This is a genomic window from Methylovorus mays (genome assembly GCF_020531915.1).
In the GTDB taxonomy this organism is placed as follows: Bacteria; Pseudomonadota; Gammaproteobacteria; order Burkholderiales; family Methylophilaceae; genus Methylovorus; species Methylovorus mays.
Map to the genome: position 1 here is coordinate 139,968 of NZ_JAJAVG010000007.1, position 17,211 is coordinate 157,178.

Here is a 17,211-nt window from a genome sequence, read left to right on the forward strand (position 1 = left end):
AGATATCACCAAATACCGCTCTGTATAAGGCCTGCAAGAAAGCGGGGGCGAGAAAAGCAAGAGGGAGATTGTTTACAATTGGTTACAAACGGTTGTTTATAACCACCACTTTGGCTGTAAAAAACCACCAACCACAACCATGTGTTTTCAGAAAAAATAGACTGGCCCGAGCGGTAGCAAGGGTTGTGGGATATATGCGTTCAATTGGCACGCAGTTTGCAATGTAGGTAATAAATTCGTGTCTGGCACCAGCCAGTATTCATGCTTGATTCTGAAAACTGCCCAGCCTGCAACTGACCGGATAAACCCAAAGAAAAACAATACGAATTGTTGCGGATGTTAAAGACTAACAATCCGCAAACAGCAACAGGGAGGAAATCGCATGAGAAGCGCCACCGCCATCATGATCAACTCCGCACTCCATCATCTACGGAGTGCGCGCCAGCCATTCAGCCAGCCATGGAATAGACCGAGGCCTGACAGCATTCGCGTATGTGCGAAAGCACATGCGCATGCGTGCGGGCGTTTGAGAATTGGCATGGCAATGAAACATGCGAAGAATTTTAAGGGGGAAGTGCATTTGTGAACTACCCCAGCAGGAATTTGACCCTTATAAGGCGTAGTGACTTGGAAGGCTCTACCGACTATGAGTGTCAGATTGGTGATGCAGGCAGCCACAAATGCCTGCCAATTGTAACGCTAAGGAAACCATGATGAAACAATTAGCTATCAAAACAGCCGTATTGGCAGCCCTCGGTATTATGACCGCCCCCGCCATGGCCACTAACCTGGTAAGCGTACCAACCAGCGGCTTCTCGGTATCTGCAGGCCCTGGCCAACCTACTGGCGGCACTTCGGCCTATACCCTATGCAATACAACAGGTAACTTCGGCTCCGATGAGTCAACAGAACCTACTACTGGTGCCAACAATGACTGCGCGGTTTTCCCCAGCAGTTCGTTAGTGGCTCCCGAAAGTGGCTATACCCTTGGTCGACTGGCTACTCGCAATCTTGTATATAACGGGGTAACCATTGCCAGTGTACTCGACTACATTTGGCGTAACAGCGGTGATGGCATGTGCATTTTTGGCACGCGCTGGAGAATGGCCAATGCCGATTACAACACCACCGCTTCGGGCACCCAGTATTTTGAAATCAATGATTTCGCTCGCAAGGGTTTCAGCGGTCGCACTGATGTAACTGCCGGCTATTACTACACCAGCGTCAGCGATGAAGTGGTGTTCCGTATTGGCCGTACCTACACAGCGGTACAGCACCGGGCCGACCTGGTTGATGACGATGATCCAGCATCCGGATACTACGCTCAGCCGCTGAGCTACGCCTCCGCATCTACCGCAGCCATCAATGGCCTGAGCACCTACACCTCGCCACTGGGTGTGCCAACCATGGATCAGCAAAGCGCCAAGATCGATGGTGACTGGGTCAACTTCACCACCGACAATAATTGGCTGGATGACGACGGCACATCGCTGCCGGACTCCTCGCTGACCTATGTCAAGACAGCGTGTACTTCTGTTCCAAGCACCACGACGGCCAATGCTTACAGCTTCCGTCAAACCGGGCAGGAAGAGGCTCCACTGATCGAAGTTCTGATGAGTGGTTACGTGCCTAACTAAAAAGCAGTGCCCGAAGGTGGTCAGGTTGGTATGGCCACCTTCGGGTGTCATGCTTTTAACGGAGAGAGTGAGGCTGAAAAGACCTACTCTCAGACTGAAGAACATTGCGAGTGCAATATGAATTTTTATCTGCGTTTGATTATTCCATGCCTACTCATTCTGCCGATACAAGCATCGGCTGATTTTATCGAGCTTCCAGAACATGGAGGTGAAAACTCGGCATACATGCTATGCAGCACTAGTGGGAAATTCGGTTTGGAAACCTCAGAAATCCCGAACACCACCAGCGAAAGCTGCCATGTCATTGCCCGGCGGCGCAAGGCCGATGAATCGCCAATCCCGGGTTTTCAATTCAAGGAACTGGCTGTACGCGAAGTGTTCTTGCCAGAGCAATATGGCGACCCCAAACAGCAGGCGGCTCAGCTTTTTGACTATCTGTTCCGCAATGATGCGGGCACGGAATGCATATATACGACGCTCATACGTCTCAACAATATCAAGCTGAAAAATGGTGAAAACTGGGAAATCAACGATATTACGCGAGGTGGATTCGCAGGGCGTCCGGTATCCGCCGCGTATTTCTTTTCCTACCATCCCAAGGGCATACGCAGCACGGAAAACGTATTCCGCATTGGTCGCACGCATACCGCGGTACCGCATCACGATGGTGATGCTGACCTGCCTGGCATAGCGAATGCGCCTGCGCCAAAAACACCGATCAGCACCAATCAGAAAGCCGCAGTCAGCAGCAACTGGGTCACCTTTACCACAGACCTGAATGCCCACGACCCTGACGGCACCAGCTTTTTTGACAGTTCGGTCATGTATATCAAAACCACCTGCAATGCGGATAACCCGGTGGAGTATCCCGATGCCATCCGCCTGAAAACCACAGGTCAGAATGGCCAGACACCGATGGAAATCCGATTACCCGGTTTTGCCCCAACGGGTGCAACTATTGAGCTTTACTAGATTCAAGGAGTATCCCATGCACAGCACCTTCCAACTTCGCTGCTCAGGCATGCAACGCGGCTTCACCCTGTTAGAACTCCTGGTCGTCATGGTCATTATCGGCCTGCTGGCAGGCTATGTCGGACCAAAATACTTCGCCCAGATTGGCAAGTCAGAAGTAAAAACCGCCAAGGCGCAGATAGACGCCCTGGGCAAGGCGCTGGATCAGTATCGGCTGGATACCGGGCATTACCCGACCACCGAACAAGGCCTGATGGCGCTTAACAGCCCGCCGTCGGATGAGCAGAAATGGCAAGGGCCTTATCTGCAAAAAACGGTACCGAATGATCCCTGGGGCAAACCTTATCAATACAAATATCCCGGCGAGCATGGCGAGTATGACTTGTGGTCGTTTGGCAAGGATGGCCAGGCGGGTGGCAATGACGAGTTTGCCGATGTGGTGAACTGGTAAACATGCCTTGTCGCTCGATTAATGGTGCAGGCGCTGTATGAAATTTGAACTGAAAGTAGCCCGCGGGCAGCAGATTCAATCGCTGGTGCTGGAAGCTGGCGATGCCTTGCAGGCCCAGTTGCAGGCCGAGGCACAGGGCTATAGCGTGCTGGCGACCAAAGCGCAGGGCAAGCTGGCCGTGGCGCGTGGGCTTGGCAAGCAGAAATTCAATTTGATGCTGTTCAGCCAGGAACTGTTGTCGCTGCTGGATTCGGGCCTGAGCCTGGTGGAGGCGATAGAGGCGCTGGCGGAAAAAGAAGCCAATGCCGAATCCAAAACCATCCTCACCCAGGTAATGGCGGCGCTGTATGAAGGCCTGCCGCTATCGAGCGCGCTGGAGCGCTTTCCGCAGGTATTCCCCGCGCTGTATGTGGCGCTGATCCGCAGTAGCGAACGCACGGGCGACATGGTGCAGGCACTGGGCCGCCATGTGACGTATCAGGGTCAGCTGGATGCCGTGCGCAAGAAGATCGTCACCGCCTCCATTTACCCGGTGCTGCTGATTATTGTCGGCGGGCTGGTAATGCTGTTTTTGCTGGGCTATGTGGTGCCCAAGTTCAGCACGATTTACGAGAGCGCAGGCAATGACCTGCCGTGGATGTCACAAGTATTGCTGGCCTGGGGCCGTTTGCTGCAAGAGCACGGCCAACAGGTGTTTCTGGGATTTATTGCCGTGGTGAGCGCGCTGGGCTATGTGCTGAGCCGCCAGGCCGTGCGGGCGGCCATCATGAATCAGGTGTGGAAGATCCCCGCGCTGGGTGAAACCATGCGCATTTATCAGCTGGCACGTTTTTACCGCACGCTGGGCATGCTGCTGCGCGGCGGCATTCCGCTGGTCACCGCCATGCAGATGGTGTCTTCGCTGTTGCAACCAGCGCTGCGCAACAGCCTGGCTCTGGTCGAGCGCGACATCCGCGAAGGCAAGCCGCTGTCCAGCGCCATGGAAGAACACGGCATGACGACGTCCATCGCCATCCGCATGTTGCGCGTGGGCGAACGCACCGGCCGCATGGGCGAAATGATGGAGCGCATAGGCGTGTTTTACGATGAAGAAATCGCCCGCGCCGTCGACTGGTTCACCCGCCTGCTGGAACCACTCTTGATGGTGGTGATAGGCCTGGTGATCGGCGTGGTGGTGGTGCTGATGTATATGCCGATTTTTGAACTGGCGGGGAATATTCAATGAACCAACCTCTGGACGCCATGTTGTCGCCCGCGCTCGATCAGCTTGCCGCGGAAAGCACCGTCAACGACACCATGAGCCCGGCTGCGCTACTCCCGCAAGCCCAACTCACGCTGGCACAGGTAGAGCAGGCACGCCAGCTTGCCAGCCAAAGCCAGCGCCATGTGCTGGATGTGCTGGAAGAACTCTCGGCGCTGGATGCCGATAGCTTTGCCCAGGCACTGGGTGCCTTGCTGCATTACCCCGTGTTGCCCATGGCCGAGCTGCATGCACTGACGCCGGATTTTGCCCTGCTGCCGTATGCCGAAGCCAGCAAGCAGGAATGCATGGCCCTGCGCGATGATGACGGCCAGCTGCATATGGTCTGCGCCAACCCGCTCGACCCTTACCTGCATGGCCGCATGGAGCTGCGCCTGGCCGAGCCCGCCCGCTGGGCACTGGCGCACCGCAAGGATTTTGCCGCCTATCTCGCCCGCTTTGAAGAAAGCATGCGTGCCATGGATGGCATACTGCCCGAGCATGGCGATGCCGAAAGCGGCAATAGCGGTATTGAAGATATTTCGCTGCGCTCCATTTCGGAAGACACCAGCCCGGTGGTGAAGCTGGTGCGCTCAACGCTGTATGACGCGCTCAAGGCCGGTGCCAGCGATATTCACATGGAAACCGACCCGCACGGCCTCACCATCAAATACCGCATTGACGGGGTGCTGAACATGGTGGGCAGCGTGCAGGGGATGACGCAGGCCGAGCAGGCGATTTCACGCATCAAGGTCATGTCCGAGCTGGATATTGCCGAGCGCCGCGTACCACAGGATGGCCGCTTCAAGGTCATGGCCATGGGGCGCGAAGTGGATTTGCGCGTCTCCATCATGCCCAGCGTGTTTGGCGAAGATGCCGTGTTGCGGATTCTGGACCGCAAGGCCGTCACCGATCAGGCCAAGGGCCTCAGCATGGAAGTGCTGGGCTTTGAAGAATCCATCATGGCGCGCTTCCGCCTGCTGGCCGAGGAGCCCTACGGCATGCTGCTGGTCACCGGCCCGACTGGCTCGGGCAAAACCACCACGCTGTACGGCATCATCTCCGAAATCAATAACGGCCAGGACAAGATCGTCACCATTGAAGACCCGGTGGAATACCAGCTGCCGGGCGTGCTGCAGATTCCCGTCAACGAGAAAAAAGGCCTGACCTTTGCCCGCGGCCTGCGCAGCATTTTGCGGCATGACCCGGACAAGATCATGGTGGGCGAAATCCGCGACTCCGAAACCGCGCAGATTGCCGTGCAGTCTGCCCTCACCGGCCACCTGGTGCTGACCACGGTACACGCCAACAATGTGTTTGACGTGATTGGCCGCTTTACCAACATGAACGTCGACCCCTACAGCTTTGTGTCTGCCATCAACGGCATCATGGCGCAGCGGCTGGTGCGCATCATCTGCCCGCACTGCGCGGTGGATGACATGCCGGACGACGAGCTGCTGGCCAAATCCGGCGTGACCGCCGACATGCTGCCCAGCTTTCACTTCCGCACCGGGCAGGGCTGTGGCCATTGCCACGGCACCGGCTACAAGGGCCGCAAGGCGGTGGCCGAATTGCTGGTATTCAATGATTTGATCCGCGAACTGATCGTTACCCGTGAACCCGTGCGCAAGGTCAAGGAAGCCGCCCGCGCCAACGGCACCCGCACCATGCGTGAAGCCGCGCTGGATATGGTGCGGCGTGGCGAAACCACCTTACTGGAGATCAACCGTGTCACCTCGCTGGTCTAGTATCTCCACAGGCATACTCTCTGGCCTTGCCTCGCGCCTGCCACTCATGGGCGATATCTGGCGCGACGAATTGCGCGTGCTGGTACAGCCGCACCAGCTAGTGCTGACCCGCCTGAGCGGCTGGCGCAAACAGACCATCGTGCACGAAAAAACCCTGCGCGTTGCCCCGGCCCTTGTCGCCGTGTCGCAAGATGCCGCAACGGTAGCGCCACGCTGGCAAGCGGCCCTGCAGCAACTCGATGCCGCATTGCGTGAAGCCGCATGGCAAGGCTGCCAAGCGCACGTCGTACTGTCGAATCACTTTGTGCGTTATGCGCTGATCCCCTGGAATGACGCGCTTGGCTCCCCGGTCGAACAAGAGGCCTTCATCCGGCACTGTTTTGTCCAGGCCTACGGCGAAGCAGCCCGCCAGTGGGATATCCGGGCGGCACAGGCAATCTATGGTCATGCCACCCTGGCCAGCGCCGTTGAGCCTGCGCTGGTACAGGCCTTGCAATTGAGCTTTGGCCAGGCGGGCATGCGCTTGCAGCATATTCACCCGCTCTTGATGCAGGCCGTGAATGAAACCCGGCAGCAACTCGGCGCAAAAGAAACGCGCGGCAATCTTTGCCTGGCACTGCCAGAGCATGGGCGGCTGACCCTGCTGCTGATTGAAAACGGCCAGTGGCGCAGCGTGCAGTCGCATACGCTGCATCACGAGCCCAAAGACCTGCTGCGGGAACTGATACAGCGCGATGCCATTCTGGCCGGCCTGGATTGCACTGATTGGCCAGTGGTAGCGTATGCTGCCGAGCCTGCCAGCCCTGCGCTGCACTGGCCGGGCCGCCAGATACGGCAACTGTCACGCATGGTGCCGTACTCGCGCAAGCTTGCCATGGCAGGGGTACGCTGATGCAGACACTCCGCCTTGATCACGGCCAGCCCATCCATCATCAGGCGCCTATCAGCCGCGTGCTGCTATTGCTGGGCGCAACGGCCGCGCTTGTTGCCTTCATGGCCCTGCAGGATATCAACGACAAAACCCAAAAGCTCGACACCGACATGCAGCAATTGCAACAACCACGCCGATCCAGCGGCTTGCGGCTGGATGCCAAGGAGAATGTGGGCAAGCGCGACGAAATCCTGGCGGTTAAAGGCGTCATGGCCGAGCTGGCGCTGCCTTGGCAACCGCTGTTCAAGACGCTGGAGAGCCTCAGCACGCCCGACATCAAACTGCTGGCGCTAGAGCCCAACCCCAAACAGCACAAGGTACGAATCACAGCAGAAAGCAGCGATATCGGACTCATGCTCGAATATGTACAGAAGCTCGCGCGGCAGCCGGTGCTGAAAGATGTGTTTTTGCTGACGCATGAACACACCGAAGGTGGCGCCATGCCGATCCGCTTTGTGGTGGAGGCCGCATGGGTGCAATAAACCAGCAGGCCATGGCCGCATGGCTACGCTACCGCGCTCACTGGCTGGGCTGGCAAGGCCTGCTGGGGGGAGCCTTGCTGCTGGCCAGCCTGGTGGCTGCCCTGGCCTGGTGGCTGCCCGGCGAAGCGCGCCTGGAGCAGCGCGAGCAGGAACTGGCCAAGCTGCGCCAGGCCATGCCGCAGCACCAGGGGAAATTTGTTGATCGCTCGCCACAGGCTTCGCTGAATACGTTTTACCGCTTTCTGCCCGCAGAAAGTGAAGCCACCAGCCTGCTCACCGTGATTCTGTCGCTGGCGGGCGAGCACGGCCTGACGCCGGATAAAGCCGACTATGCGCTGGTACGCAGCCCATCGGCGGCGTTTTCACGCTACCAGATCACCCTGCCGGTGCGTGGCAGCTATGTCGAAATCCGCCGCTTCGCCAATCAGGTGCTTAACCGGATTCCGGCAGCAGCCCTGAATGACATCAGCCTGAAACGGCAAGACATCAATACCGAGCAGGTCGAAGCACGACTGCGTTTCACCGTCTTTTTGCATAGAGAGCAACCATGAGTACGCGCAAAGGCCTGCCGCCCTATAGCCTGTGGATCGCGCTGGTGCTAACGCTGAGCGTCACCCTGTGGACATCAATGAGCGAGAACGAAGGCGCAGTGGACGTGGCCGCGCCCCGCGCCAGCGTAGCCAAGGCAGGCCAGCCTGCGCAGACGGCCAAACTGTTTGCATCGGGTTCAACTGCGACCACGCAAGCCGATGATTTTGACATGGACCACCTGCAACGCCCCGCCACCGACGAGGCCGTGAGCAACCTGTTCAACATTGATACTCCCGAAGCGCAGCTGGCAGCACAAGCCTCGCAACAAGAAGCGCCCAAGGCACCAGAGGTTCCCGACTTGCCTTTTACCTATGCGGGCAAGCTGCAAGACGACGGCAAGCTGATTGTTTTTCTCAGCAAAGGCAACCTCAACTACACCGTGCGCGAAGGCGATGTCATCGGCAAATGGCAGGTGGCACGCATTGCCCCACCACAGATGATCATGCGCTATCGCCCTATGAATGCCGAAGTCCCCCTGATGATTGGAGATATTAATTGAGTAAGCACCGCCCTATCCGAATCGCTGCCATGGTATTGATACTGGCGCTGGCTGCCTGCTCTGCCCAGGAAAAGAAACTGCAGCAAGGCAATGCCGAATTTCAGGAAGCACGTGCATTGGTCAATGCCGGTGATATTGAAGGTGGCATTGCGCGCCTGCGCGAGCTGGTGCGCACCTTCCCGGATAATCCTGAATACCTTGGCTATCTGAAACGCCAGCAGGACCTGCAGCTCGCCATGCTGCTGAAGGAGGCTGACCAGCTGCGCCAGCAAGGGCGCCTCAGTGAGGCCGAGATTGCCTATCAACGTGCATTGGGACTGGATCAGCAAAACCAGCGCGCGCAGGATGGCTTGCGTCAGTTGACCAATGCCACCCGTCATCAAGCCATGATGGCGCGGGCGCAGAGCATGCTCGCAGCCGGTGACACCGATGGCGCCCAGAATATGGCGCGTGCCATTTTGGCTGAAGAGGCTGGCAACCCTGCTGCGCGGGCATTGTTTGATCAAATCGAACAAAAACGCATCGACAAGATATCCAACCAGCCACAGATCAAGTCCGCCTTCAAAAAACCGATCACCCTGGAATTCAAGGACGTTCCTATCAAGTCGGTGTTCGAGTTTATCTCCAAGGCGGCTGGCATCAATTTCACCTACGACCAGCAGATGAGTGGGGAGCAGCGCACCAGCCTTTTCCTGCGCAACACGCCGATTGAAGATGCCATTGAAGTCATCCTCACCAGCAACCAGCTGGCCAAGAAAGTGCTGAACGAAAACACCCTGATGATTTATCCGCTCAGCCGCAGCCAGGAATACCAGGAAATGTATGTGCGCAGCTTTTACCTTGGCAACACCGAAGCCAAGAAAGCGATGAACATGATCAAGACCGTGGTGAAGACCAAGGATGTATATATCGATGAAAAGCTGAATACGCTGGTCATGCGCGATACGCCGGAAGCCATCCGCACGGCAGAAAAACTGATTACTTCGCAGGACATGGCGGAACCGGAAGTGGTGCTGGAAGTGGAAGTGCTGGAAATCAACCGCCGCAGCCTGGAAGCCATCGGCATACGTTACCCAAGCGCGGTCAGTGTGGGCGTGCAGGGCCGCGATACGGTAAATGGCACCACCACGTTGACGCCGGGCGAGCTGACCGTGCGCGAGCTGAAAAACTTCAATTCGGACCTCGGGGTTTTCAGCATCAGCGACCCGGTACTGGCGCTGAATCTCCTGCAGCAGGATACCGATACCAATCTGCTGGCCAATCCGCGCATTCGCGTCAAAAACCGCGAAAAAGCCAAGATTCATGTGGGTGACCGCATTCCGGTCTTGACCAGCATCGCCAACTCTACCGGCTTTGTGTCGCAGTCTGTCAGCTATATTGAAGTCGGCATCAAGCTCGATGTGGAGCCGACCATCCTGCTGAATGATGATGTTTCGATCAAGGTGGGGCTTGAGGTCAGCAACCAGACCGACAAGATCACCTCCAGTTCAGGCACCGTGACCTATACCATAGGCACGCGCAACGCCAATACCATCCTTCGCCTCAAAAACGGCGAAACCCAGGTATTGGCGGGCCTGCTGCGCGATGATGAGCAAAAAACATCGAACCGGGTACCCGGTCTGGCCAAGCTACCCTTGATAGGCAAGCTGTTTACCGACCGCAGCACGGACCGCAATAAAAAAGAAATCGCGCTACTCATCACGCCGCGGATTGTCAGCAACATCACACCAGCAGAAGCGCTATACACGGCCTTCCCCGCCGGGGTCGACCGTAATATGGGCAGCAACCGGACCGGGCGTCAGGTCAATGACAGCCCTGCCGTTGCACAGGCACCAGCGATACCCCTGCAACAGGATACGTCTCGCAATGAGGCCAGGCCCGAGTCAGACGCAGGTGTGCTGAAGCCGATAGACCAGATTTCCAGTCCCAATAACACACCTTCGCAATAGTCCACTCATCATGAATACGAGCCGCGGATTCACGCTGATTGAACTGGTCGTCACACTGGCGCTGCTGGCGCTCATTCTGACGTCGGCAGCGCCCATGGTTCAACTCACGGTCAAGCGCAACAAGGAAGAAGAGCTCCGGCGCGCACTATGGCAAATTCGCGATGCACTGGATGCCTACAAGAAGGCCAGCGACGAGGGCATGATCAAAAAAACCTCGGAACAATCCGGTTATCCCCCCAACCTCCAGATATTGGTGCAGGGCGTGGAAAACAAGAAAGATCCCAACAAGAAAAAAATCTATTTCCTTCGCAAAATCCCACGGGATCCATTCGCCCCGACTCAAGGGCAGAGCGCCGAAGCCAGCTGGGGAAAGCGCAGCTATGCAAGCCCTCCCGATGATCCGCAGGCGGGGGAGGATATATATGACGTTTACTCGCTGTCTGGCGAAAAAGGCCTGGACCAGCGGCCATACCGGGAATGGTGATGCGTAGTAAAGGATTCACGCTGATTGAAGTGCTGGTGGTGCTGGCGATCATTGCCACCTTGCTCAGCCTGGTTGCCCCGCGTTATTTCGACACGATATATCGCGCCAAGGAAAGCTCGCTGAAGCACGACCTTGCCACCATGCGAGACGCCATCGACAAATATTACGCTGACACAGGCACTTATCCGGATGCGCTGGAGGATATGGTGCAAAAAAAATATCTGCGCGCGATTCCGGAGGATCCCATCACGGGGAGCAATCAGACCTGGACCATGGTCCCCCCCACAGATCCCGAAGCCAAAGGCCTTATTTACGATATCCACAGCGGCTCCCCCGATGTCGCGGAGGATGGGACGAACTATGCGGACTGGTAATCGCATTCACCAAGGTGGATATACCTTTATCGGCCTGCTGCTTGTCATCATGCTGGCCGGGCTGGCGCTGGCAGAAGCGGCGAATACCTGGAGCAATCTCAGGCAACGCGAACGAGAGCAGGAGCTGCTTAAGGTGGGCGACAAAATCCGCGCAGCCATCGGTGAGTACTACAACCAGTCTCCCGGTCAGGTTAAACAGTACCCGCCCACACTGGAAGATTTGGTCAGGGATAAGCGCTATCCAGCGCCCAAGCGTTACCTGCGAAAAATTCCGGTGGACCCGATGACCGGCATGGCCAACTGGGGGACGATGGAAGGCCAGGGCGGCGGCATCATGGGCGTGATGAGCCTGTCGGCAAAACAGCCTTTCAAGCAGAAAAATTTCCCACCCATTTACAAATCCTTTGAAAACAAGAAGTTTTATGCGGACTGGGTATTTGCCTATACCCCCGCGAACGAATTACTGAAGCAGGATGCAAGCGTCTTGCCATAAAAATCAATCGACAACCCGTGCCATGACAAATGGGAGGTAAATCATGACTGAAGCAACGATGGAACTGATGCAACGGGCCGTAGCATGCCACCAGACTGGCCAGCTGATGGAAGCCCAGAACTATTACAGTCAGGTACTGGAAGAGAGCCCGGAGAACCCGGATGCTCTTCATCTGCTTGGTGTGACTTACATGCAAAGTCGCGATTATGCGCGGTGTATTCCGGTCATTCAGAAAGCCCTCGAGTACAACCCTCGCCACGCGGATGCCCACTACAACCTGGGCATTGCGTTTGGCGCTGTGCGTCAATACCAGCAAGCCATCGCCAGCTATACGCAGGCCATTGCATTGAAACCTGACCGGGCTGAAACCCACTACAACCTCGGTGTATCGCATGCAGCACTTGGGCAGTTGGAGCCTGCCATTGCCAGCTACAAGGAAGCCATCCGACTTAACCCGGAGTACATCAAGGCGCATCGAAATCTTGGAGAGTTACTTCTCTCAATGAATAACAATAAAGAAGCTATCTTAACGCTACAGAAACTTGTTCAGCTTGAGCCCGATGATGGAGAAACACACCATACTCTTGGGCTGGCGCTTGCGGCACAAAACAATTTTGAAGAGGCGCTTACCCATTATGCGACGTCCATTTTACTAATCCCACACGCTCCTGACACATACTGCAATCAAGCCGTTTCCCTTACCAAGCTAAATCGCCTGGAGGATGCAAAAATGGCCTATCTCCAAGCGCTCGCGCTTAGCCCCCAAAATGCCCAGATATATAACAATCTCGGCAATATATACAGCAGGCAACAGGACATGCAAGCAGCACTTTCCTGTTATAGCCGTGCCATTGAGATTGCACCCACGTACGCACGTGCGCATTACGGTTGCGCCAATGCTTATTCGTCTCTGGGTGAGCATGAAGCGGCACTTGAACATTACTCCGAAGTCATATCATTAATCCCGGACTGGGTAGAGGCCCACAATAATCAAGGTACGGCTTATCGAGCTCTCGGCCAGTTTGACCGGGCTATTGCCAGCTATAGGGAAGCACTTCGTCTTAATCCGGCATATATTCACGCCCTTTTTAATTTGGGTACTACATATTTGTCCGCAAATAATAATCTTGCGGAAGCTGATGTCTGTTTTCAAAAGATGACTACCTTGGAGCCCAGCAACATTCCAGCTTATCTGCACTGGGCGGAATCTCTGAAGAGACAAGGTCGGACTGAGGATGCAATTGATAAATGCGGACAGGCATTAAATGCTGATCCGAACAATACCACTGCCCTGAATGCTATGGGTAACCTGATGAATAGTGCGGATCGTCATGCAGAGGCCGTTACTTACTATGAACGAGCGCTGGAACTGGAGCCTGATTCACCTGACATCCTGAAAAATCTAGGTAATACCCTGCAGGATATGGATAAGGGGAAAGAAGCGATTGCGGCATTGGAAAGGGCCGTACAACTCAACCCGGACTTCGTGGATGCTCACTATGATCTTGCCATTACCTATGCTCGCAATAAACGATTCCATGATGCGGAGAAATCCAATCTAAGGGCGTTGGAATTGGCACCTGATGATAAAAGGACGCATAACAATCTGGGCGTGGTTCTTGCGGAGTTGAACAGGTTTGATGAGGCCATCGAGCATTATCATTGTGCGATCAAACTTTCGCCGAACAATCACGAATCCTATGGAAACATTGGAAATGCACTTTGCCATTTGGGTCGCCTTGATGAATCATTGAAGTGGTATGAAAAGGTTTTGACATTAAGTCCAGGTGACGTTGAGGCGCTATGGAATATCGCGCTGATTGAACTAACCAAAGGTAATCTCAAGGAGGGTTGGCGCAATTATGAAATGCGATGGAATCGCAAAAGTGTAAAGCCCATCAAGCAAGTCCCCTTCCCTGTCTGGTTAGGCGCTGAAGATATTAAAGGCATGAAGTTGCTGATTCAGGCTGAACAGGGATTGGGCGATATGATACAAGCAGCTCGCTATATTGAGTTGCTAACCTCGCAGAATGTCGAATGTTGGTTCGAACTCCCACTTGCTCTTCATACCCTTTTCAAACGCAGCCTGAAAGATGTGCATATCATTGAACCCCATCAGGATGCTGACACAACAATAGACTTCAAAATCCCCATCATGAGTTTACCGATGGCCATGGGTACCGATACAGTCAATGACATACCGGCACCCATCCCTTATCTGCAAGCCAATGAGGACCGGGTTTCGTACTGGAAGCAGATTATCAGGCAAACTGAAACCAAACTCGTAGGGCTAATCTGGAGAGGCAATCCAAATCACGTCAACGATCACAAAAGATCTATGCCTCTCGATGAAATGTTGCCAGTCATCACATCCAATCCGCACATCCGCTTTATTTCCTTGCAAAAGGACTTGTCGGTAAATGAAATCAGCATGCTTAAACCTTGCAAAAACGTAGTAATCCTGGACAGTGAATTACGAGATTTTGATGAAACAGCAGCTGTTATGAAAAATCTGGATATCGTCATATCCATAGACTCTGCCCCCGCCCATCTTGCGGGTGCTCTAGGTATAAATGTATGGATACTGCTATGGTTCGGTAGCGAATGGCGATGGATGCTGAATCGCTCAGACTCACCATGGTATCCCAGCGCAACCCTCTTCAGACAATCTTCCATTGGACTCTGGGATAACGTTATTCAGGAAATCAATTCAAATCTTGATGAACTGAATAACTCATCCACAATTTCTGTGGATAAAACTGTGAACAGCTGTGACTTAAAACTGTAACTATGCCTGCCGTAAGGGATTTTTTAAAACGCCCAAAAAATAGACTTTAAAATAACACATTAAAAACAATGACTTATTTTATGTCTTTGGATTGTTAAGGTTTTTTGCTTCAAGTTAATGTAGCACATGAGCTCATGTGCATAACTAGGCAATCGCTGGCAAGGCTTGGAGGGCATTTTTGCCTGTCGCAGCAATGACTTCGGCCAGTGGCAGGCCGCGCAAATCCGCCAGTACCTGGGCAATGGCAGGCAACTCGTGCGGGCTGTTACGGCCACGATGCCCTAGCCATTCGGGCGCAATATCGGGAGCATCGGTTTCCAGCACCATGGCGTCCAACGGCAGTTGCCGCGCCAGCTCGCGGATATGCAGGGCGCGGTCATAGGTCATGGCGCCGCCAAAGCCGAGCTTGAAGCCCATCGCCATAAAGCGCTCTGCCTGTTGAAAACTGCCATTGAAGGCATGGGCAATGCCGCCTTTGACGCCTATGCGGCGCAAGTGCTTGAGGATCAGATCGCTGGATTTGCGCACATGCAGGATGACCGGCAGATCAAAGTCCCGTGCCAGCTTGAGCTGTGCTGCGAAAAAAGCCTGCTGGCGCTCAATATCCGGGTTGGGAATGAAAAGATCGAGGCCGATTTCGCCAATCGCCACGGGCAGGCGCTGCTGCAGCTGCTCTTTCAGCGCATCGACATCCTCTTCTTTGGCGCGCGGAATAAACAGCGGGTGTATGCCCAGCGCATAACGGCACCAGGGAAACTCGTCGGCCAATGTCTGCACAACGGAAAAATTTGCTGCTTCCACTGCGGGCACGACAATACGTGCAACGCCAGCCTCATGCGCACGCGCGGCGATGTCTGCCCGGTCGGCATCGAATTCTGGCGCATCAAGATGGCAATGGGTATCGACGAGCACGCGCTGTTTCTCCCGTGGTGAGGTGTCCGTGTGGCGGACTTTGGTGATTCAGGGTTGTGGTGAGTGCGGCGTTGCCAGCAAGCGGATGTCGCGGCCAATCTGCCGCATGTCAGTAATATCCAGATCAATGCGGGCCGCCATGCTTTGCAACATAGGCAGGCCAAACATGCCACGGGCATCGGCGCCCAGCAGCTTGGGGGCGTAATACAGAATCAGCTGGTCAATCAGCCCCTTGTGCAGCAAGGCCCCGTTCAGCGTGGCGCCCGCCTCCACCATCACATCATTGATGCCCCGGCTCGCCAGGAGTTCCAGCAGGCTATCGAGGCTGACGCGCGACTGATGGTCGGGCAAGTGCATCAGCTCTACCCCATGCTGGCACAGGGCTGCGATGCGGTCCGCGCTGGCGCTGCCGTAAACAATGAGGGCATTGCCGCCTTGCAGGATGCGCGCTTGCGGTGAAATCTGCAGATGACTATCCACAATCACGCGCAGCGGCTGGCGGCCTTGCAGTTCTCCGGCTTCATCCCGCACGCTGAGTTGTGGGTCATCGGCCAGCACGGTGCCTATGCCGGTGAGCATGACGCAGGATTGCGCGCGCCAGTGTTGCACATCCTTGCGTGCCTCAGGGCCGGTAATCCATTGACTGATGCCATTTTGCAAGGCGGTGGCGCCATCCAGGCTGGCGGCGATCTTGCTGCGGACAAACGGACGGCGACGTGTCATGCGCGAAATGAATCCGGCATTCAGGCTACGCGCCTGGGCTTCCAGCAAGCCTGATTGCACGGCAATGCCTTGCGCCTGTAAGCGCTGCAAACCACTTCCGGCCACCTGGGGGTTGGGGTCTTGCATGGCAGCGACCACGCGCTTCACACCGGCCTTAATCAAGGCGTCAGCGCATGGCGGCGTACGTCCGTGGTGGCTGCAGGGTTCAAGCGTGACATAGGCATCGGCGCCTTGCGCGAGATCGCCCGCCTGCCGCAGGGCATGTACCTCGGCATGTGGCTCGCCTGCTTTAAGATGGGCGCCTTCGCCAACAATCTGACCGTCCTTGACAATCACACAGCCGACGCGGGGATTGGGAGTGGTGGTGTAGAGGCCCTGCTCTGCCAGCCGCAGGGCTCGCGCCATCATCTGATGATCCAGCGCGCTGAACACAGGCTTATTCTCCGGCGGGGTCCGTCAGGCGACGATGCGGTTTATCCAAGTCGCGAATCACATCGCTGAAATCGTCGACGTCCTGGAAGCTGCGATAGACCGAGGCAAAACGCACATAGGCCACCTTGTCCATCAGGCGCAGCTCCTGCATCACGCTTTCGCCGAGATCGCGCGCCATGATTTCGCGCTCGCCCTTGGCCAGCAGCTTTTGCACGATGTGCTCGATAGCGCGGTCTACATATTCGGTCGGTACGGGGCGCTTGTGCAAGGCACGGGTAAAGGAAAGCCGCAGTTTGTCGCGATTGAACTCTTCGCGGTTGCCATTCTGCTTGACCACTTGCGGCAGATGCAGCTCGGCGGTTTCGTAGGTGGTAAAGCGCTTGTCGCAGGCCGCACAACGGCGACGGCGACGGATGGAGTTGCCTTCTTCATTCACCCGGGAATCAATGACCTGGGTGTCATCGGTACCGCAGAAAGGACACTTCATGAGAGTTGACCAGGCAAG

The 17,211-nt window shown here is 55.7% G+C and carries 17 protein-coding genes; 14 read left to right on the forward strand and 3 right to left on the reverse strand.

What is annotated here, in order from left to right; all coding sequences use genetic code 11:
• The first annotated feature begins 710 nt into the window (after positions 1–710).
• The 14 genes from LG203_RS09285 to LG203_RS09350 all read left to right on the forward strand — a co-directional run bounded on the left by LG203_RS09285 (position 711) and on the right by LG203_RS09350 (position 14,639).
• Positions 711–1,637 carry a hypothetical protein gene (locus LG203_RS09285; RefSeq protein ID WP_230345515.1) on the forward strand — a complete coding sequence of 309 codons (927 nt, stop codon included), beginning with the start codon at positions 711–713 and terminating at the stop codon, positions 1,635–1,637.
• Positions 1,638–1,892: 255 nt separating this feature from the next.
• Positions 1,893–2,609, forward strand: coding sequence for a hypothetical protein (locus LG203_RS09290; protein WP_230345516.1), 717 nt, complete (start codon positions 1,893–1,895; stop codon positions 2,607–2,609).
• A 16-nt stretch (positions 2,610–2,625) separates the two neighbouring features.
• Positions 2,626–3,060, forward strand: coding sequence for a type II secretion system major pseudopilin GspG (gene gspG, locus LG203_RS09295; protein ID WP_015829654.1), 435 nt, complete (start codon positions 2,626–2,628; stop codon positions 3,058–3,060).
• A gap of 37 nt (positions 3,061–3,097) precedes the next feature.
• A complete protein-coding gene (locus LG203_RS09300; RefSeq protein ID WP_230345517.1) occupies positions 3,098–4,285 on the forward strand; it encodes a type II secretion system F family protein in 1,188 nt (395 codons plus the stop codon).
• On the forward strand, positions 4,282–6,048 hold the full coding sequence (locus LG203_RS09305; protein ID WP_230345518.1) for a GspE/PulE family protein: 1,767 nt from the start codon (positions 4,282–4,284) through the stop codon (positions 6,046–6,048). Before LG203_RS09300 ends, LG203_RS09305 begins: the two co-directional genes overlap by 4 nt.
• Positions 6,029–6,940 carry a hypothetical protein gene (locus LG203_RS09310; protein ID WP_230345519.1) on the forward strand — a complete coding sequence of 304 codons (912 nt, stop codon included), beginning with the start codon at positions 6,029–6,031 and terminating at the stop codon, positions 6,938–6,940. The genes LG203_RS09305 and LG203_RS09310 overlap by 20 nt, the downstream gene beginning before the upstream one ends.
• Positions 6,940–7,461 (forward strand): hypothetical protein, encoded by a 522-nt coding sequence (locus tag LG203_RS09315; RefSeq protein WP_230345520.1) that lies wholly within the window; start codon positions 6,940–6,942, stop codon positions 7,459–7,461. The genes LG203_RS09310 and LG203_RS09315 overlap by 1 nt, the downstream gene beginning before the upstream one ends.
• On the forward strand, positions 7,449–8,012 hold the full coding sequence (pilO, locus tag LG203_RS09320; protein WP_230345521.1) for a type 4a pilus biogenesis protein PilO: 564 nt from the start codon (positions 7,449–7,451) through the stop codon (positions 8,010–8,012). The genes LG203_RS09315 and pilO overlap by 13 nt, the downstream gene beginning before the upstream one ends.
• Entirely contained in the window at positions 8,009–8,551 is a 543-nt protein-coding gene (locus LG203_RS09325) for a hypothetical protein (protein WP_230345522.1), read from the forward strand. Before pilO ends, LG203_RS09325 begins: the two co-directional genes overlap by 4 nt.
• Before the next feature lie 29 nt (positions 8,552–8,580).
• Positions 8,581–10,500, forward strand: coding sequence for a secretin and TonB N-terminal domain-containing protein (locus tag LG203_RS09330; protein WP_407665392.1), 1,920 nt, complete (start codon positions 8,581–8,583; stop codon positions 10,498–10,500).
• Positions 10,501–10,510: 10 nt separating this feature from the next.
• Positions 10,511–10,984: a type II secretion system protein gene (locus LG203_RS09335; RefSeq protein ID WP_230345524.1), complete on the forward strand. Its 474-nt coding sequence runs from the start codon at positions 10,511–10,513 to the stop codon at positions 10,982–10,984.
• A complete protein-coding gene (locus LG203_RS09340) occupies positions 10,984–11,358 on the forward strand; it encodes a type II secretion system protein (RefSeq protein WP_230345525.1) in 375 nt (124 codons plus the stop codon). Before LG203_RS09335 ends, LG203_RS09340 begins: the two co-directional genes overlap by 1 nt.
• Positions 11,345–11,851 carry a type II secretion system protein gene (locus LG203_RS09345; RefSeq protein WP_230345526.1) on the forward strand — a complete coding sequence of 169 codons (507 nt, stop codon included), beginning with the start codon at positions 11,345–11,347 and terminating at the stop codon, positions 11,849–11,851. The genes LG203_RS09340 and LG203_RS09345 overlap by 14 nt, the downstream gene beginning before the upstream one ends.
• Before the next feature lie 43 nt (positions 11,852–11,894).
• Complete coding sequence (locus LG203_RS09350; RefSeq protein WP_230345527.1) at positions 11,895–14,639, forward strand: tetratricopeptide repeat protein; 2,745 nt, start codon at positions 11,895–11,897, stop codon at positions 14,637–14,639.
• A gap of 144 nt (positions 14,640–14,783) precedes the next feature.
• On the opposite strand, the gene LG203_RS09355 is transcribed toward LG203_RS09350, so the two are convergent.
• Genes LG203_RS09355 through nrdR form a run of 3 tightly spaced genes read right to left on the reverse strand, consistent with a single transcriptional unit; the run spans position 14,784 to position 17,193 of the window.
• Positions 14,784–15,551 (reverse strand): TatD family hydrolase, encoded by a 768-nt coding sequence (locus LG203_RS09355; RefSeq protein ID WP_230345528.1) that lies wholly within the window; start codon positions 15,549–15,551, stop codon positions 14,784–14,786.
• A 48-nt stretch (positions 15,552–15,599) separates the two neighbouring features.
• On the reverse strand, positions 15,600–16,706 hold the full coding sequence (ribD, locus tag LG203_RS09360; protein ID WP_230345529.1) for a bifunctional diaminohydroxyphosphoribosylaminopyrimidine deaminase/5-amino-6-(5-phosphoribosylamino)uracil reductase RibD: 1,107 nt from the start codon (positions 16,704–16,706) through the stop codon (positions 15,600–15,602).
• A 4-nt stretch (positions 16,707–16,710) separates the two neighbouring features.
• Positions 16,711–17,193, reverse strand: coding sequence for a transcriptional regulator NrdR (gene nrdR, locus LG203_RS09365; protein WP_015829640.1), 483 nt, complete (start codon positions 17,191–17,193; stop codon positions 16,711–16,713).
• Between the last annotated feature and the right edge of the window lie 18 nt (positions 17,194–17,211).

Bases quoted from the DNA above. Each gene is read 5' to 3' on its own strand.
- LG203_RS09330 (WP_407665392.1), top strand. From the start codon at position 8,581: ATGGTATTGATACTGGCGCTGGCTGCCTGCTCTGCCCAGGAAAAGAAA.
- LG203_RS09300 (WP_230345517.1), top strand. From the start codon at position 3,098: ATGAAATTTGAACTGAAAGTAGCCCGCGGGCAGCAGATTCAATCGCTG.
- LG203_RS09305 (WP_230345518.1), top strand. From the start codon at position 4,282: ATGAACCAACCTCTGGACGCCATGTTGTCGCCCGCGCTCGATCAGCTT.
- LG203_RS09325 (WP_230345522.1), top strand. From the start codon at position 8,009: ATGAGTACGCGCAAAGGCCTGCCGCCCTATAGCCTGTGGATCGCGCTG.
- LG203_RS09345 (WP_230345526.1), top strand. From the start codon at position 11,345: ATGCGGACTGGTAATCGCATTCACCAAGGTGGATATACCTTTATCGGC.
- gspG (WP_015829654.1), top strand. From the start codon at position 2,626: ATGCACAGCACCTTCCAACTTCGCTGCTCAGGCATGCAACGCGGCTTC.
- LG203_RS09315 (WP_230345520.1), top strand. From the start codon at position 6,940: ATGCAGACACTCCGCCTTGATCACGGCCAGCCCATCCATCATCAGGCG.
- LG203_RS09340 (WP_230345525.1), top strand. From the start codon at position 10,984: ATGCGTAGTAAAGGATTCACGCTGATTGAAGTGCTGGTGGTGCTGGCG.
- LG203_RS09285 (WP_230345515.1), top strand. From the start codon at position 711: ATGATGAAACAATTAGCTATCAAAACAGCCGTATTGGCAGCCCTCGGT.
- nrdR (WP_015829640.1), bottom strand. From the start codon at position 17,193: ATGAAGTGTCCTTTCTGCGGTACCGATGACACCCAGGTCATTGATTCC.
- pilO (WP_230345521.1), top strand. From the start codon at position 7,449: ATGGGTGCAATAAACCAGCAGGCCATGGCCGCATGGCTACGCTACCGC.
- LG203_RS09350 (WP_230345527.1), top strand. From the start codon at position 11,895: ATGACTGAAGCAACGATGGAACTGATGCAACGGGCCGTAGCATGCCAC.
- LG203_RS09335 (WP_230345524.1), top strand. From the start codon at position 10,511: ATGAATACGAGCCGCGGATTCACGCTGATTGAACTGGTCGTCACACTG.